Annotated in this window: 17 protein-coding genes and 1 pseudogene; 9 read left to right on the top strand and 9 right to left on the bottom strand. The window is 69.8% G+C overall.

Features of this window, described 5'->3' with window-relative positions; genetic code table 11:
- Positions 1 to 1203 (top strand): chaperonin GroEL (groEL, locus tag ACHFGS_RS06095; protein WP_394289280.1); only part of this gene is annotated, 1203 nt, incomplete at its 5' end.
- Between the two features lie 64 nt (positions 1204 to 1267).
- Here the strand turns inward: groEL and ACHFGS_RS06090 are convergent.
- The 3 genes from ACHFGS_RS06090 to ACHFGS_RS06080 form a co-directional block, all read right to left on the bottom strand.
- Complete coding sequence (locus ACHFGS_RS06090; protein WP_394278528.1) at positions 1268 to 1555, bottom strand: WXG100 family type VII secretion target; 288 nt, start codon at positions 1553 to 1555, stop codon at positions 1268 to 1270.
- Positions 1556 to 1684: 129 nt separating this feature from the next.
- Positions 1685 to 3277 (bottom strand): sensor histidine kinase, encoded by a 1593-nt coding sequence (locus tag ACHFGS_RS06085; RefSeq protein WP_394278529.1) that lies wholly within the window; start codon positions 3275 to 3277, stop codon positions 1685 to 1687.
- 145 nt (positions 3278 to 3422) lie between these two features.
- Positions 3423 to 4115, bottom strand: coding sequence for a response regulator transcription factor (locus ACHFGS_RS06080; protein ID WP_394278530.1), 693 nt, complete (start codon positions 4113 to 4115; stop codon positions 3423 to 3425).
- A gap of 99 nt (positions 4116 to 4214) precedes the next feature.
- On the opposite strand from ACHFGS_RS06080, the gene ACHFGS_RS06075 reads away from it, so the two are divergent.
- On the top strand, positions 4215 to 5429 hold the full coding sequence (locus tag ACHFGS_RS06075; RefSeq protein ID WP_394289279.1) for a type II CAAX prenyl endopeptidase Rce1 family protein: 1215 nt from the start codon (positions 4215 to 4217) through the stop codon (positions 5427 to 5429).
- A 12-nt stretch (positions 5430 to 5441) separates the two neighbouring features.
- On the opposite strand, the gene ACHFGS_RS06070 is transcribed toward ACHFGS_RS06075, so the two are convergent.
- From ACHFGS_RS06070 to ACHFGS_RS06060, 3 genes are read right to left on the bottom strand one after another with little or no spacing between them, the layout of a single operon-like run.
- On the bottom strand, positions 5442 to 7085 hold the full coding sequence (locus ACHFGS_RS06070; RefSeq protein WP_394278761.1) for a DNA repair helicase XPB: 1644 nt from the start codon (positions 7083 to 7085) through the stop codon (positions 5442 to 5444).
- 51 nt (positions 7086 to 7136) lie between these two features.
- Positions 7137 to 8846: a helicase-associated domain-containing protein gene (locus ACHFGS_RS06065; RefSeq protein WP_394278760.1), complete on the bottom strand. Its 1710-nt coding sequence runs from the start codon at positions 8844 to 8846 to the stop codon at positions 7137 to 7139.
- Positions 8843 to 9118: a multidrug ABC transporter ATPase gene (locus ACHFGS_RS06060; RefSeq protein ID WP_394278759.1), complete on the bottom strand. Its 276-nt coding sequence runs from the start codon at positions 9116 to 9118 to the stop codon at positions 8843 to 8845. The genes ACHFGS_RS06065 and ACHFGS_RS06060 overlap by 4 nt, the downstream gene beginning before the upstream one ends.
- Before the next feature lie 121 nt (positions 9119 to 9239).
- Between ACHFGS_RS06060 and ACHFGS_RS06055 the strand changes: the two genes are divergently transcribed.
- A complete protein-coding gene (locus ACHFGS_RS06055; protein WP_394278758.1) occupies positions 9240 to 9623 on the top strand; it encodes a cold-shock protein in 384 nt (127 codons plus the stop codon).
- Positions 9607 to 10410, top strand: a complete 804-nt coding sequence (locus tag ACHFGS_RS06050; RefSeq protein ID WP_394289278.1) for a DUF3027 domain-containing protein — start codon at positions 9607 to 9609, stop codon at positions 10408 to 10410. The genes ACHFGS_RS06055 and ACHFGS_RS06050 overlap by 17 nt, the downstream gene beginning before the upstream one ends.
- 81 nt (positions 10411 to 10491) lie before the next feature.
- On the opposite strand, the gene serC is transcribed toward ACHFGS_RS06050, so the two are convergent.
- Positions 10492 to 11610, bottom strand: a complete 1119-nt coding sequence (serC, locus tag ACHFGS_RS06045) for a phosphoserine transaminase (RefSeq protein ID WP_394278756.1) — start codon at positions 11608 to 11610, stop codon at positions 10492 to 10494.
- 131 nt (positions 11611 to 11741) lie between these two features.
- Between serC and ACHFGS_RS06040 the strand changes: the two genes are divergently transcribed.
- From ACHFGS_RS06040 to ACHFGS_RS06030, 3 genes are all read left to right on the top strand, one after another.
- The gene (locus ACHFGS_RS06040; protein WP_394278755.1) at positions 11742 to 12446 is read left to right on the top strand and encodes an iron dependent repressor, metal binding and dimerization domain protein; all 705 of its coding nucleotides are present in this window, start codon (positions 11742 to 11744) and stop codon (positions 12444 to 12446) included.
- A 244-nt stretch (positions 12447 to 12690) separates the two neighbouring features.
- Complete coding sequence (locus ACHFGS_RS06035; protein WP_394278754.1) at positions 12691 to 13557, top strand: M23 family metallopeptidase; 867 nt, start codon at positions 12691 to 12693, stop codon at positions 13555 to 13557.
- 306 nt (positions 13558 to 13863) lie between these two features.
- Positions 13864 to 14361 (top strand): HNH endonuclease, encoded by a 498-nt coding sequence (locus ACHFGS_RS06030; RefSeq protein ID WP_394278753.1) that lies wholly within the window; start codon positions 13864 to 13866, stop codon positions 14359 to 14361.
- A 12-nt stretch (positions 14362 to 14373) separates the two neighbouring features.
- Here the strand turns inward: ACHFGS_RS06030 and ACHFGS_RS06025 are convergent, their stop codons facing one another.
- A complete protein-coding gene (locus ACHFGS_RS06025; RefSeq protein WP_394278752.1) occupies positions 14374 to 15003 on the bottom strand; it encodes a hypothetical protein in 630 nt (209 codons plus the stop codon).
- Positions 14979 to 15458 (bottom strand): MFS transporter, encoded by a 480-nt coding sequence (locus ACHFGS_RS06020; protein WP_394278751.1) that lies wholly within the window; start codon positions 15456 to 15458, stop codon positions 14979 to 14981. The genes ACHFGS_RS06025 and ACHFGS_RS06020 overlap by 25 nt, the downstream gene beginning before the upstream one ends.
- Positions 15459 to 15605: 147 nt before the next feature.
- On the opposite strand from ACHFGS_RS06020, the gene ACHFGS_RS06015 reads away from it, so the two are divergent.
- Complete coding sequence (locus ACHFGS_RS06015; RefSeq protein ID WP_394278762.1) at positions 15606 to 16292, top strand: hypothetical protein; 687 nt, start codon at positions 15606 to 15608, stop codon at positions 16290 to 16292.
- A 52-nt stretch (positions 16293 to 16344) separates the two neighbouring features.
- A pseudogene (locus ACHFGS_RS06010) lies at positions 16345 to 16544 on the top strand (DNA polymerase Y family protein); the annotation flags it as partial.

The following is a 16544-nucleotide window of genomic DNA, read 5'->3' as shown; positions in this document are numbered from 1 at the left end:
ACCACCGCTGGCATCTCCGCTGCGGACCCAGCAATCGGCGAGAAGATCGCCGAGGCTATGTACACCGTGGGCAACGGCTCCGTAAACAAGGACTCCGTTATCACCGTGGAAGAGTCCAATACCTTCGGTGTTGACCTCGAGGTAACCGAGGGTATGCGCTTTGATAAGGGCTACATCTCCGGCTACTTCGCTACCGATATGGAGCGCCAGGAGGCAGTCCTGGAGGATCCGTACATCCTGCTGGTCTCCTCCAAGATCTCCAATATCAAGGACCTCGTTCCGCTGCTGGAGAAGGTCATGCAGTCCGGCAAGCCGCTGCTGATTATCGCCGAGGACGTTGAGGGCGAGGCCCTGTCCACCCTCGTGGTGAACAAGATCCGCGGCACCTTCAAGTCCGTCGCTGTAAAGGCACCAGGCTTCGGCGATCGCCGCAAGGCCACCCTGCAGGACATGGCCATCCTTACCGGCGGCCAGGTCATCTCCGAAGAGGTCGGCCTCTCCCTCGAGACCGCCGAACTCGAGTACCTGGGCCAGGCACGCAAGGTCGTTGTCACCAAGGACGAGACCACCATCGTTCAGGGTGCTGGCTCCCAGGAGCAGATCGACGGCCGCATCAAGCAGATTCGCGCTGAGATCGAAAGCTCCGATTCCGATTACGACCGTGAGAAGCTCCAGGAGCGCCTGGCTAAGCTCTCCGGCGGCGTTGCCGTCCTTAAGGTCGGCGCCGCTACCGAGGTCGAGCTCAAGGAGCGCAAGCACCGCATCGAGGACGCCGTCCGCAACGCGAAGGCAGCCGTCGAAGAGGGCATCGTCCCCGGCGGTGGCGTCGCGCTGATTCAGGCCGGCGAGAAGGCGTTCGCGAGCCTCGAGCTCGTGGGCGACGAGGCCACCGGTGCGAACATCGTCAAGGTCGCCATCCAGGCTCCGCTGAAGCAGATTGCGCTGAACGCCGGTCTCGAGCCCGGTGTCGTCTCGAACAAGGTCGCTGAGCTCCCCGCGGGCCAGGGCCTGAACGCGGCGACCGGCGAGTACGTCGACATGTTCGCCGCCGGCATCATCGACCCCGCCAAGGTCACCCGTTCGGCGCTGCAGAACGCGGCATCGATCGCGGGTCTGTTCCTCACGACCGAAGCGGTCGTCGCGGACAAGCCCGAGAAGGTCGCGGCTCCGGCCGGCGACCCGACCGGTGGCATGGACTTCTGATCCGTCGCTGACACACACGTTGGGCCCCTCCGCGAGGAGGGGCCCTTCTTGTCGTGTGCGGGCGTCAGCGGAAGATCCCGGTGGCGGAGAGCTCGGTCTGCGCATACTGCTGACCGACGACGCCCAGGGCACTGCTGATGTCGCCGAGCGCGGCGTCGAGCTCACGCTGAGCCGCGCGCCAGCGCTCGATGACCGACTGGAACGCGACCGACGCCGATCCCGTCCACGACCCCTGCAGCTGGGTGAGCTGGCCGAGCATGGCGGCTGTTTCGCTCTGCACCCGGTCGCCGGTGGCGCGGATGGTGGCGGTGGCGGCCATGACGGCGTCGCTGTCGACGGTGAAAACGCTCATGTCGTGCTCCCTTCGTAGTGGATGCCGTCACGCTACGAACCGGGGAGCACCGGCCCGGGCGTAAGGGCCGTCGCTGTGGATGACCGCCGGACGGTGGGCCCTGTGGAGGATGCGGCGTCTCGCGAAGCGTCAAGCCTCGGGTGAGGGGAGCTTCGGCATCGGCTGGGTGGCCAGATCGCCGGGGGCAGCCGCGAACGCTCGATCCTGGGCGAGCGGGAAGGACACGGTGAACGTCGCCCCTCCGCCGGCGGTGTCGGTCACCTCGATGGAGCCGTTGAGCGCAGACACGATCGACGCCACGATCGAGAGGCCGAGTCCCGAGCCGCCGGTCTCGCGGGTGCGCGACGAGTCGGCGCGCCAGAATCGCTGGAAGATCTTGCCGCGGATCTGCTCGGGGACGCCCTCCCCGTGATCGGAGACCGCGATCCAGCCGCGGTCGCGCCGGATGTCGACGCCCACCGACAATTCGATGGGAGAACCCTCCGGCGTGTAACGCCGCGCGTTGCCGAGCAGGTTCGCGACCACCTGGCGCACCCGGTTCTCGTCGGCGAGGACGATCGGGACGGGGTCGGCGCCGAACGGCACGGTGAGCGGGCCGGAGGCGAGCGTGGGAGCGGCATCCGGGGTCTTCTCGTTCGAACGCGGCCGTCGGCGCAGCAGGGATCGAGTCGCGACGATGCCCGCTCGACGCTTCGGCGCGGGGCGCTCCTCGGTGAGCGTTGCCAGCGGAATCGCCGCCGTCGGCGTCTGGCCGAGGAAGGTGACGGCGCGGTCGGGAGCGGCGGCGCGGGCATCGAGCGCGGCATCCCGGGCGATCGGACGGAGATCGACGGGGGTGACGGCGATCTCACGCTGCTCGTCGAGACGCGCGAGGGCGAGGAGATCCTCGACCAGCGCACCCATCCGGATCGCTTCCTTCTCGATCCGCTCCATCGCCTGCGCCGTCTGCTCGTGTCCGTCGATCGCGCCCATGCGGTAGAGCTCCGCGTAGCCGCGGACGGTGACCAGGGGGGTGCGAAGCTCGTGACTGGCGTCGCCGATGAAGCGTCGCATCTGCTGCACCGTGGCATCCCGCTGACCGAGGGCATTGTCGATCCGGTCGAGCATCACGTTGATGGCGGTCTTCAGTCGGCCGACTTCGGTGCCCGGCGCGATGTCGCCCATGCGCTGGCTGAAATCGCCCTTCGCGATCGTCATGGCGGTGTGCTCGACCTGACCGAGCCCTCGGAAGGCAAGGGTCACGAGTCCTCGCGTCAGGACGGCGCTGAACAGGATCACGAGGAGGGCGAGCACCGTGTAGATGCCGATGTAGTTGGTGACGGTGCTGTTCACCTCGTTGAGGGGCAGGGCGATCATCTGCGAGTAGTACTCACGGGCGCCGGGGATCTCGAGCACGTCGACGCTCGCCCGGAACCGTGCCGAGCCGTCCGCGGAGGCGAGATCGAACGGAGCGGTGCCGAAGATGTAGGTGCGGTCGATCGGGAACTCGTCGGGGAAGGCGGGGGATGCCACCCCGTCACCGCCTCCCGCGACGGCGACGCGATCACCGTCGGCGTCGTACACCGCGACGTGAAAATCGGTGGGTGCGGCGGACGCGGGGCTGAAGGCGATGACGCCGCCGATCTTCTCGACGTCGAAGAGGTTCGTGGCGATGTCGGTGGTCACCGTCTGGGTGAGCGACTGATCGACCGCCGACAGCTGCGCGTTGCGGAGGAAGATCATCGTCCCGACGCCGGCGCCGATCAGACCGAAGGCGAGGACGCTGACGGTGACGCCGGTGACCTTGGCACGCAGGCTGATGCCGCGCCACCATCTCGTGACGCGGTCATGCGACCCGTCGTATGCCGTCTCCAGGGGGTGCTCCCGGTCAGGAGGTGCGGTCGGCCTTCAGCATGTACCCGAAGCCCCGCTTGGTCTGGATGAGGGGTTCGGACGAGTGCGGGTCGATCTTCCGGCGCAGGTAGGAGATGTAGCTCTCGACGATGCCGGCGTCCCCGTTGAAGTCGTACTCCCACACGTGATCGAGGATCTGCGCCTTGCTGAGCACCCGGTTGGGGTTGAGCATGAGATAGCGGAGGAGCTTGAACTCGGTGGGGGACAGGTCGATCGAGGTGTCGCCGATCTGGACGTCGTGGGTGTCCTGGTCCATCGTCAGCTCGCCGGCCTTGATGATCGACTCCTCGTCGGCTTGCATCGTGCGCCGGAGGATGGCCTGGATGCGGGCGACGATCTCGTCGAGGCTGAACGGCTTCGTGACGTAGTCGTCACCGCCCGCGTTGAGACCCTCGATCTTGTCCTCGGTGCCGTCCTTCGCGGTGAGGAACAGGATGGGGGCGGTGTAGCCCGCGCCGCGGAGGCGCTTGGTGACGCTGAAGCCGTTCATGTCGGGCAGCATGACGTCGAGGATGATGAGGTCGGGCTCCTCCTCCAGGACGGTGGAGATCGTCTGAGCGCCGTTGGCGACGGCGCGGACCTGGTATCCGGCGAAGCGGAGACTGGTGACCAGCAGGTCCCGGATGTTCGGCTCGTCGTCCACGACGAGGATGCGCGCTGCAGTCATAGGTTCATCCTGGCACCGGAGTCCATCGGTTTGCTGGACATTCCGCCGCGGGGTCCGTTCGATGTACGATCCCGCTCGGGCGTGGGAGAGGATGGTCGGGTGACGTATCCGACCCCGCCCGCACCCCGCCCGCTGCCCGCTGATGCGACGACGGAAGGGCTGGCCTTCCACCGTCTCGTGTTCGCCCGGCGCCGCTCCGGCTGGTGGACGCCGCTGGCGACCGGTGCGCTCGGCGTCGCCTTCTACCTGGTCGTGTCGCTCGTGCTCGGGGTGGCCCTGGTCGCCTTCATCTTCGTGAGCGATCCGATGGCCGACCCCGACGTCACGCTCGACCGTTTCCTCCGCTTCGACGTGCGCGACCCGCTCAGCCTGGCGGTGCCGCTCGTCTCGCTCGCGCTGATGATCCCGTGCTACCTGTTCGCCTCGTGGATCGTGAACGGCGGCCGCATCCGCCTGATCTCATCGGTGGCGGGCCGCCTCCGCTGGCGTTGGATGCTGCTGTGTGCGGGAGCCGCCCTGGCGGTGTACCTCGTGATCTCGGCGCTGTCGTTCCTCCTGCCCGCGGAAGACACAGCGGGAGCGGAGCTCGTCGCGCCGGCCGAGAACTCGGCGTTCCTGGCATCCTTCGTCGTCCTCCTCCTGTTCGTGCCGCTGCAGTCCGCGGCCGAGGAGTACGTGTTCCGGGGCTACTTCATGCAGGCGATCGGGCGCTGGCTCAAGCATCCGCTGTGGGCGATCCTGCTGCCGGTGCCGGTGTTCGTCCTCGGTCACGGATACGACCCGCTCGGTCAGACCGGCGTCGGGATCTTCGCGATCGCCGCCGGGTGGCTGGTGTGGCGCACCGGCGGGCTCGAGGCGGCCATCGCTCTCCATGTCGTGAACAACCTGGTCGCGTTCGGCTTCTCGCTCTTCGGCCTGAGCGATGTGAACGCCACCGACACGAGTGCCCTGAGCCTCGTGGGATCGGTCGTGATGATCGGTGCCTACTGCGCGGTCGTCGAGTGGCTGTGGCGCAAGGGAGACGGTCGTCGCACGCTGCGGCTGACGCCCGCTCCCGCCGTCGCGCCGCCGGTGTTCGCGTATCCGCCCGCGGGCTACCCGGTCGCGGCCGGCGTGTATCCGGGGCAGATGCCGCCCTTCAGCGGAGGCATGCCGCCGCAGAGCCCCGCGGGAGCCCCTGGCGACGGGGCCGTGCCGGCAGCGCCCGCGGTGACGCCTCCCTCGGCCGCGGGAATTCCGGCGCCGCGCTGGGGTGAATACGCGCCGGGGCACGAACCGGCGGCCACCTCGGATGAGGATCCGCGCCGGGACTGAGGAAGGCGCGGGTCAGGCGGCCGCGAGGTCGTCGGCGTCGAGGATCGTGTAGCTGTACCCCTGCTCGGCGAGGAACCGCTGGCGGTTCTGCGCGAAGTCCTGGTCGACGGTGTCGCGGGCGATCAGCGTGTAGAAGCTCGCCTTGTGGCCGTTCGACTTCGGACGCAGGAGTCGGCCGAGCCGCTGCGCCTCCTCCTGACGTGACCCGAACGAGCCCGACACCTGGATGGCGACGGAGGCGTCGGGAAGGTCGATCGAGAAGTTCGCGACCTTCGAGACCACGAGCACCGGGATGCGCGCGGTGCGGAACGCATCGAACAGCTCCTCGCGCTCGTCGACCGGCGTCGCACCGGTGATCTTGGGCGCGCCGAGCTGCTCGGAGAGCATGTCGATCTGGTCGAGGTACTGCCCGATCACGAGGATCTGCTCGCCGTCGTGCTTGGCGACGAGGTCGCGCACGACGTCGATCTTCACGGGAGCCGTGGCCGCGAGACGGTAGCGCTCGTCATCAGCGGATGCCGCGTACTCGAGCCGCTCGGAAGCGGGCAGGTCGATGCGGACCTCGTAGCAGACGGCCGGGGAGATGAAGCCCTGCGCTTCGATCTCCTTCCAGGGGGCGTCGAAGCGCTTGGGGCCGATGAGACTGAAGACGTCGCCTTCGCGACCGTCCTCGCGCACGAGGGTCGCGGTGAGACCGAGACGCCGGCGGGCCTGCAGATCGGCGGTCAGCTTGAAGACGGGTGCGGGGAGCAGGTGCACCTCGTCGTAGACGATGAGTCCCCAGTCGAGCGCGTCGAGCAGGGCGAGGTGGGCGTATTCGCCCTTCCGCTTCGCGGTGAGGATCTGGTAGGTCGCGATCGTGACCGGCTTGATCTCCTTGGACTGCCCGGAGTACTCGCCGATCTCCTCCAGGGTGAGGGAGGTGCGCTTGAGGAGTTCGTCACGCCACTGACGCGCGCTCACGGTGTTCGTCACGAGGATGAGGGTCGTCGTCTTGGTGTCAGCCATCGCGGCCGCTCCCACGAGCGTCTTGCCGGCGCCGCAGGGGAGGACGACGACGCCGGAGCCGCCCTCGCTGAAGATGTCGACGGCCTTCCGCTGATAGGGGCGGAGCGACCAGCCGTCCTCGTGCAGCTCGATCTCGTGCGGGGTGCCCGGCGTGAAGCCGGCGTGATCCTCGGCGGGCCAGCCGATCTTCAGCAGCTCCTGCTTGATCTGGCCGCGCGCCCAGGCGTCGATGACATACGTGTCGGGGGAGGGGTGGTTCAGCAGCAGCGGCTGGATGCGGCGGTTCCGAGCGATCTCGGCGAGCACGGCGGCATCCGTCGATCGGAGGATGAGGGTGCCCTCGTCGTCCCGCTCGATGACGAGGCGGCCGTAGCGACCGACGGTCTCCCGGATGTCGATGGAGACCGACGGCGGCACCGGGAACTTCGCCCAGCGTTCCAGGGTGGCGAGCATGTCTTCGGCGTCGTGACCGGCGGCGCGGGCGTTCCACAGGCCCAGCCGGGTCACCCGGTAGGTGTGGATGTGCTCGGGCGCGCGTTCGAGCTCGGCGAAGATCGCGAGCTCGTGGCGCGCGTTCTCTGCGTCGGGGTGCGCCACTTCGAGCAGCACTGTCCGGTCGCTCTGGACGATGAGGGGTCCGTCAGCCATAACGGGTCAGTCTAGCGGCCGTCGGTGAACCCCCGGCGCCGGCGGCACCGATCAGGCGGGGCGGACGCTGATGATGCTGGACAGTGGCAGGGTGCGCTCGACGTCGGCGGCGCGGTCGCGCCCCCGAAGGCGCCCGCCGCCCAGCCCGGCGGCTTCGACGGTGACCTCGCGCGTGCTGCCGTCGGGCATCCGCACGTCGAGGGTGACGACGGCGCGGGTGCGGACGGCCTGGTCGAGCTCGCGCTCGAGCCACGCGGCATCCGTGTCTGCGGAGGAGTTCGCCTGCAGCCGCTCGACGAGCGTCCGGTACTGGGTCAGCGCGGTGGGGGCGGAGTGCTCGTCCTCCCCGACGTGGTGCCGATCGAGAGCACGGGGCTCCCCGTCGATGTTCACCGCCAGCACCGGGTAGCGGGCGTCGGAGAGCATCCAGAACGTGGTGTCGACGCCGCTGCGGCTGAGCAGGTGCGTGCCGTCGTGCAGGAGGCCCAGCGGGCGCAGCGCCTGATCGACGGCGAGGGCTTCGAGCAGGTCGGGGTCGCCGCTGATGCGGGTGTGCCCCTTCGCATCGGGCCCCACCCGCAACCGCCCGTGGCGCGTCGCGGACCGCTCGATCTCGTACGCGAGGGGCTGCGGCACGCCGGTGAGCGACAGCGTGGTGAGGAAGTCGGTGAGGGATGCCGCGGTCTCGCCGCCCGCGAGGGCGGCACCGATCGACTCGGCGGTGAACCGGTAGGTGGCGGCCTGGGCGCGCGATTCCCGGCGGGCCATCGTGCGCAGGCGGAGGTCGAGCTGGGGCTCCAGCGGTCCCGGAGCGATGGCCGTGAGGTCGTTCTGGAGGTAAACCTTGTCGACCTCGTGGGGGAGGAGCGCCTGCAGAGCGGCGAGGTCGGCCTCACCGCCGGCGGCGAATCGCCTCGCCCACCCCGAGGGCGTCCCGTCGGGTCCGAGGATGCCCCACTGCACCCAGAGCGCGGCGAGCTCGGCGATGCGATCAGGCCACGCCGGGTCGAACGGGTGGGCGCCCGCCCACTCCTCGGTCGCCCGCCACCCGCCGCCGTCGCTGCGCAGCGCCGGCGGCAACTGGGTGCGGAGCGAGTGCGCGACGAGGTCCCAGCGTTCCGCCGTGCGGCGGCGGAGCCAGTCCAGGCCCGCGTTCGTGACCATCCAGCTGCGCTCGCCGACGCCGACGAGAAGGCCGGCGAGGTCGGCGATGGCGACGAGACGGTCGGCGTCCTCGGCGGTCGCCACCGCTCCCGACTCCACGAGCCGGCGCCGGTCGCTGGCACTCAGTGCGCCGGTGCCGATGCGCGCGAGCGGGGCTTTCGCCGCGCTGTGAAGGAGGTCGGCGAGGGAGGCGGCGGAGCCGAACACGCGCTCGGCGACCGCGGCATCCGATTCCGGGGCGCCCGTGAACACGGACGCGGGAGCCACCGGCTCGGCAGCGCGCACGGCGTCGGCGACGGCCGCGTAGACGGTGCCGTCAGGTGCGACCAGCGCGCGAGCGGCGAGATCGGCCGGGTCGTCGACGGCGCGATCGGCGGCGAGGGCGTCGCGCAGTGCCGCCACCTCGTGGTCGGTGACAGTGGCGACGGCGCGGGCGAGCTGTGCCGGTTCGAGGAGCCCCTCGGCGACGTCGAAAAAGTCGGCCCAGGTGCTCGTGGGGGACACGGCGCGGGCGGCGAACAGATCGGCCAGCGCATCGGCGTCGAGCGTCGCGAGGTGCGTCGCGAGCGATCGAGCGTCCGAAGCTGTCACCGTCATCGGCCCTTGTTGGCCCGAGCCCTTCTCACGAAGGTCATGATCAGCAGCGTGAGCAGCAGGACGAACGCGATCGGTGGGGCGACGTAGACCACCAGGGAGACGATCGGCCAGATCCCGTCGCCGAAGTCGGCCTGCTTCATTCCACTGCCGCTGGCGATCATGATCGCGAAGAAGCAGGCGATGGAGAGCACGAGCAGTCCCAGGGACATGAACGCGAGGATGCGGTCGATCCGGCGGACGGGGAGGTCCCCGGGCGAGGGCGTTGTGCTCATCCGATCAGAGTAGCGGCTCGCCCGAGTGCACGAGCGCGGGGTGACGTAGTCTGGAGGTCGGGCTGAGATGGTCCGGATTTCCTGTTGCCCGCGCGCGGGCTCGAGTTGCGAGGTTTACGACATGCCCACCGGCAAGGTCAGGTTCTACGACGAGGCAAAGGGCTTCGGCTTCATCACCACCGAGGACGGTCAGGACGTCTTCCTGCACGCGACGGCGCTGCCCGCCGGCACCGAGACGATGAAGCCCGGCACCCGGCTGGAGTTCGGCGTCGCCGACGGCCGCCGCGGTCTGCAGGCGCTCGCCGTACGGGTGCTCGACGCCCCCGTCAGCCTCAGCAAGCGCAACCGCCCCAAGGCCGACGACATGGCCGTCATCGTGGAGGACCTCGTGAAGCTCCTCGACGGCATCGGCGGCGACTTGCGTCACAACCGTTACCCGAGCGCATCGCACGGCAAGAAGGTCGCGGCGATCTTGCGCAAGGTTGCCGATGACCTCGACGCCTGAGCCCGAGACCGGCCTGCCCGAGGCGGAGGCGCCTGAGGTCGACACGGTCGAATCAGCGGATGCCGCGGCCGCAGCCGACGCCGTCGCCGCAGACGATGCGGGGGAGGGCGAGAGCGTTCTCGACGTCGCCGCGGAGTCGGTCGCGGAGGAGTCCGCGGCGCCCGCTGAGGACGAGTCCCGTGCGGCCGAGGCTGTCGCCGCGGAGCCGGTGGAGCCGGACGCGCGACTGTTCGAGGCGCACGATCTGGCACGCGCGGCGCTGGCCGAGGTGACCCCGGAGGCGACCATCGGTGCCGCGGCGGGTTACACCGTCGAGAACGACGGTGTCGTGTCGCTGCGCTTCTCGAACCGCATGCCCGGGTACCCCGGGTGGTTCTGGACGGTCAGCGTGGCCGTCGTCGAGGGCGCCGAGCCGACGGTCCTCGAGGTGGAGCTCCTCCCGGGCGACGGCGCGCTTCTCGCGCCCGAGTGGCTGCCGTGGGCCGAGCGTCTCGCCGAGTACCAGGCCGCGCAGGCCGCAGCCGCCGAAGACGACGACGCCGACGAGGACGCGGAGGACGAGTCCGACGACGACGATGACGACGACACCGAGGACCTCGATGCCGCCGACTTCGACACCGACGGTTCTCCGATCCTCCACGCCGGCGACGTCGACGGGGTCGACATCGATGAGCTCGACGCGTCCGGTGCGGACGACGATGACGACGATTCGGACGACGATGACGACGACTCGGACGACGACGACGAGGACTCGGACGACGACCGTGAGGACCTGCGCGAGTACTGACGCGTGAGGCCACCGGCATCCCACTGACAAGGAAACGACCCCGAGGCGAAAGCCCCGGGGTCGTTCTCTCTGCGCCGGCGGTCAGCCGGCCAGGTGCTCGACGGTGTAGTCGATCGCGGAGATGAGCGCGCGCACGTCGTCCGGCTCGATCGAGACGAACGTCGCGACGCGCAGCTGGTTGCGGCCGAGCTTGCGGTACGGCTCGGTGTCGACGATCCCGTTGGCGCGCAGGCTCTTCGCGACCGCGGCGGCGTCGACGCTGTCGTCGAAGTCGATCGTCACGACGACGGGGGAGCGGTCGGCCGGGTCGGCGACGAACGGCGTCGCGAACGACGCGGCATCGGCCCACTCGTACAGAGCCGACGACGATTCGCCGGTGCGGGCGCCGGCCCACGCGAGTCCGCCGTTCCCGTTGATCCACTCGAGCTGCGAGTCGAGCAGCTGCAGGGTCGCGACCGCGGGGGTGTTGAGCGTCTGATTCAGGCGCGAGTTGTCGAGCGCGTTCTTCAGGCTCAGGAACTCGGGGATGTACCGGCCCGAGGCGGCGATCCGCTCGATCCGCTCGATCGCGGCGGGCGAGACGGCCGCGTACCAGAGGCCGCCGTCGGAGCCGAGGTTCTTCTGCGGGGCGAAGTAGTAGACGTCGGTCTGCGTGACGTCGAAGTCGATGCCGCCGGCCGCGCTCGTGGCGTCGATGACGGTGAGAGCGCCCTCGTCGCCGGCGACTCGCGTGATCGCCGTCGCGACGCCGGTGGAGGTCTCGTTGTGCGGCCATGCGTACACGTCGACGCCCTCGACGGCCTCGGCGGTCGCGCTCGTGCCGGGCTCGGCCTTGCGGACATCCGGGGCCTCGAGCCACGGGGCCGCGGCGGCCTTCGCGAACTTGCCGCCGAACTCGCCGAACTGCAGGTTCTGCGCGCGCTTCTCGATCAGGCCGAACGCCGCGGCATCCCAGAACGCGGTCGAACCGCCGTTGCCGAGGATGATCTCGTAGCCGTCGGGGATGCGGAGCAGGTCGGCGAGGCCCTGACGGGTACGACCGACGAGGTCCTTGATCGGCGCCTGGCGGTGAGAGGTGCCGAAGAGGGTCGCGCCGCGCGAGACGAGCTGCTCGAGCTGCTCGGCGCGGATCTTGGACGGACCGCAGCCGAATCGTCCGTCGACGGGCAGGATCTCGCGGGGAAGCGTCACGGTGGCCATGGGTCAGATTCTACGGGGAGCGGAGCATCCGGCACGGCGTCGTGACGCTCTGCGACAGGGAACGCGGGGCCGTCGACGCGGCCGACCGGATAGGCTGGAGGGCGACTGTCCGCCGCGCGAGAAGGCATGGGATGACCGACCTCATCGACACCACCGAGATGTACCTGCGCACGATCCTCGAGCTCGAGGAAGAGGGCATCACCCCCCTCCGTGCCCGCATCTCCGAGCGTCTCGGCCACTCCGGCCCGACCGTGTCGCAGACGATCGGTCGCATGGAGCGCGACGGGCTCGTCGTCGTCTCCGAGGTGCGCAAGCTCGAACTGACGGATGCCGGTCGGCAGAAAGCCGTCGACGTGATGCGCAAGCATCGCCTCGCCGAGCGCCTGCTCAGCGACGTCATCGGTCTCGACTGGGCGTACGTGCACGACGAGGCCTGCCGGTGGGAGCACGTCATGAGCGAGCTCGTCGAGCGTCGCCTCCTCGAACTGCTCGACCACCCCACCGAGTCGCCCTACGGCAACCCCATCCCCGGACTCGACCAGCTCGGTGACGCCCCCACGAAGACGTTCGATGAGGGCGTGGTGGGGCTCGTCCGCCGGCTGAACGAATCCGAGGCCCCGTTGAAGGCCCGTGTGCGACGCCTCGCGGAGCCCGTCCAGGTCGACCCGGAACTGCTCGCGCAGCTCCGCGACGCCGGGGTCATGCCCGGTTCGACGGGAACCTTCCGCTTCAACGAGGGCTATGTCCTGGTCGAGATGGACGGCGTGCCCGACGCCCTCGAGCTGCCCGTCGAGGTCGCCTCGCACATCTTCATCGTCGACGCGCAGAACGCCTGATCGGGAGTTCTCCTACCTGGGCGTCACCCGGGTATCGCGCTGTCCGGGATGTCCGAAGCGTGACTTATTCGTTATCTTCCGGTAGCCTCGGAAAGTCCAACGGCGAGAAGCCCGCCACGGACCGCTTCGCGAGTTGCCTCTCCGGCTCGTCATTCGCGCAGTGACACCCGTACATCTGTGCCCGACACTGAGTGCCGACGAGCCAGCATCCTCCCCCCCGGATGCAGAGGCGCCGGAGGATAGCTTGGCTGAAGAGTTCCACCCGTCGAACGAGATCTCCGAATCGTCGACCTCGCCCCGTAAGAGCCGCTTGTCGCGCCGCGTCGCACCCAAGACGCCCGCAACCCGCTCGAACACCACCCGCCCCCACCCGGTCCGCAGCTTCGTGACCCTCGCCGCCGTCGCCGGCATGGTCGCCACCGTCGCGATCCCTGCGTTCGTCGCCGCCGACGGCGGCACTGCCGCCGAGGCCCGCACGATCCAGCAGCTGTCGGCGGACGACGCCCAGTCGCTCGTCGTCGCCTCCCAGGCGACCCCCGAAGCCCTCGAGCGCGGCGGCTACTCCGCCACGACGCCCGAGGAGATTGAGGCGAAGAAGGAGAAGGAGGCCGCCGAGGCCGCCGCCAAGGCAGCACTCGCCGCCCGTCTCGCCTCCGCCCGCTCCGCCGGCTCCAGCGGGTCGACCTCGTTCTCCTCCGCGGTTCCGCTCGTTGCTCCGGGATCGGGCATCGTCCGACGCCCGCTCGGCGGCTTCAACAACTTCGGGCGTCCCTACGCCGGCCACAAGGGCACCGACTACATGGTCGGCTCCGGCGCGGGCATCTACTCCGTCGCCGACGGCACCGTCGTCGCGTCCTCCGAGTCGGGTCCCGGCTGGGGCGTCTACGTGAAGATCGCCCACAACATCGGCGGCAAGAGCGTCACCTCGCTGTACGCGCACATGACGTACGGCACCCGTCGGGTCTCCGTCGGCGACACCGTCTCCGCCGGTCAGCTGATCGGCCAGGTCGGCGCCACCGGTCGTGCCAACGGCTCGCACCTGCACCTCGAGATCCGCGTGAACGACGGCTACGTGAACGCCGAGTCGTGGCTTCAGGCCAACGCGGGCTGACGACACGCGGCATCCGTTCTCCTGCTGTTCGGCCCGAGAGGGGCGGACGTGTAATACCCTGACCCCGACGCTCGTTCGAGCTGAGGGGAAGCCATGGACACACCACCCCGCATTCGCAACCGGAATGCGCTAGGTCGTCACGTCCTGCGGCATCACGTGCATCGTCACCACGACGTCGGTCGTGCGAGTGAAGGCGCTGTCTTTTGACAGCGCCTTTTTTCGTGCCTGCACACCCTCTCCGCGCCCGCGCGTCGCATGAACCGGACAACCGCTGAAGCCGTCACGGCCGTTCGAGAGGACCCTCTTATGCGCACCCTGGTGCTGAACGCTGGATACGAACCCCTGGCCATCGTGTCGTTCAAACGAGCGCTCGTGCTCGTCATGAACGAGAAGGCCACCGTCATCGAACGGGTGGAGGGGGATCCGGTCTGGGCGTCGCGGGACGTGTTCGACCGACCCGCCGTCATCCTGCTCACCCGCTACGTGCGCATCCCGAACGGGCGTCGCGTTCCGGTCACCCGCCGCGGTGTGCTGCGCCGTGACGGGCACCGCTGCGCCTACTGCGGCAAGAGCGCCTCGACGATCGATCACGTGCTGCCGCGTTCGCGCGGGGGAGCGGACTCCTGGGAGAACCTCGTCGCCGCGTGCCTGCGCTGCAACAACATGAAGGGCGACCGCACGCCGCAGGAGATGCGCTGGGAGCTGCGCTGGCTGCCCATGCCGCCCAGCGGAGCGCAGTGGCGGGTGCGGGGGACCGAGCGCACCGAACCGGCGTGGGAGCCATACTTGGCGCTCGCCGCCTGAGCCTCGGGACCGCTACTCGTCTTCGTGCGCAGTGCCGTTCGCCGCAACGCGGCGCGGCCGCAGGGTGAACGCGAGCAGTACGACGATGGCGCCGGCGATCGGGTAGACGATCAGTGCGGTCCGCAGGTCGGTCTGCTCCGCGAGCAGGCCGACGGCCGGCGGGGCGAAGAGGAAGCCGAGGCGCATGAGCCAGGCGAGGAGCGCGAGCCCGAGGCCCAGGGCGATCAGGATGCCACCGGCGCGAGCGACGGCGACGGCGCCGAAGCGGTCGGTGAAGCGGTCGCCGAGCATCCGCCCGACGAACTGCGCGCCGATGAGCGCGATGTAGCCCGTCGCGGCGATCGCGCCGATCGCACCGAGGGAGTCGGAGAGATAGAGCGTCGACCAGGAACTGCCGAGATCCTCGACCAGCGCGCCCGCGATCGCGATGACGACCAGCGCCGTCAGCAACGCGATGGTGCGGATGCCGGGCCGCACGGCGGGGACGACGGGCGCTGCCCCGGCGGTGTCGTCGAGCGACTGCTCGCGGGTGCGCGGCAGGCAGAACCGCCATGCGGTGAGGGCGGATGCCGAGAACACCGCACCCGCGATCGCGAGATGCACGGGCACCGGGACGCTCAGGGCGATGGCGCCGGCGGCCATCGCGCCACCGAGCACGGCGCCGACGGACCAGATGGCATGCAGGGAGTTGATGATCGAGCGGCGAATCGGCGCTGCACCTCAAGGCCGTGGGTGTTCTGTCCGACGTCGACCATGGCGTCGAGCGCCCCGCCGAGGAACATCGGGACGGCGAACAGGATCGCTGTGGGCGCGAAGCCCGCGCACAGCAGGGCGATCGCGATGAGAACGGTGCCGACCGCGGCGACGGGGGCGGAGCCGAACCGGCGCATCAGGGGCGCGGCGAGCAGGCCCAGGAGGAATGAGCCGAGCGGCCAGGCGGCCAGGAGCAGCCCGTAGACGGCGGTGTCGACGCCGAGCGTCTCTTTGATCTCGGGCAGGCGCGGCACGATGTTCGCGAAGAGGGCGCCGTTCGTGAGGAACAGGGCCGAGACCGCGATGCGCGCGCGGCGCACCTCGGTGGGGATTGCGGAGGGCATCCGTCCATCCTGCCGTGCGTGGGCGTCGTCTGCGGTCGCGACCCGGTGTCTGCCGGGCGCGGCGATGTCGGAACCCGTGCGTATCTTCGATTCCGACATCTTGAGTCATTCGAACAAAGCTTCTACCATGTCGAGGTGAGATCCATCGTGCGCGACACTGCCACTGCACAAGAAGTGCAGCGGCTGCGTGCGCAGATGGCGCAGATCCAGGGGCGCAAGCTCGACGCACCGCCGCTTCCCACCCATCCTGCCCTGGCCGACCTGCTGCCGGGCGGGGGACTGCGGCCGGGGTCCTCGTATTCGCTGGGCGGGTCGATGTCGCTGCTGTTCGCGCTGCTGGCGCAGCCGTCGCAGACCGGGAGCTGGTGCGGGGTCGTCGGCATGCCGGGGTTCGGCGCGGAGGCGGCGCAGAAGGCCGGGGTGGACCTGTCGCACCTCGTGCTGATCCCCGAGCCCGGGCCGCGCTGGCTCGCGGTCACCTCGACGATCGCCGATGTGCTGCCGGTGGTGGCGGTCCGTCCGCCGAGCCGCGCGAAGGATGCTGACATCTCACGACTTGCGGCGCGGATGCGCGAGCGGGGTGTGGTGCTGCTCGTGCAGGGCCCGTGGCCGCAGACCGAGGCGATGATCGATGTGACCGACGCCCGGTGGTCGGGACTCGGCGACGGGTACGGGCTCCTGACCGACCGTGAGCTGACCGTCACCGTGTCGAGCCGGCGCTTTCCAGTGCCCCGCTCGTCGCGGATGCTGCTGCCCGCTCCCGACGGGGCGATTGCGGTGCGCGAGCACCAGCTGGCGCCGGTCGTGGACCTGCCGATGCGGGCGGTGGGCTGATGTGCGGGGCGGATGGCGGCTCGGCGCGCGGTCGCAGACGGGCGGTGCGCTGATGGATGCCGCGCTTGTCGACACCGGGGCGGAGCCGGTGCGCAGCCTGGTGGTGTGGGTGCCGGACTGGCCGGTCGTGGGGCTCGCCCGAGAGGGGCTGGCCGACGCGGACCAGCCGATTGCCGTGTTCGAGAAGGGGATGGTCGCGGCGTGCTCCCCGGCTGCCCGCGCCGACGGGGTCCGGCGCGGGCAGCGGACAAC

It is taken from the genome of Microbacterium sp. (assembly GCF_043427715.1).
GTDB lineage: Bacteria > Actinomycetota > Actinomycetes > Actinomycetales > Microbacteriaceae > Microbacterium.
This window is presented reverse-complemented; position numbering and strand designations above follow the sequence as displayed.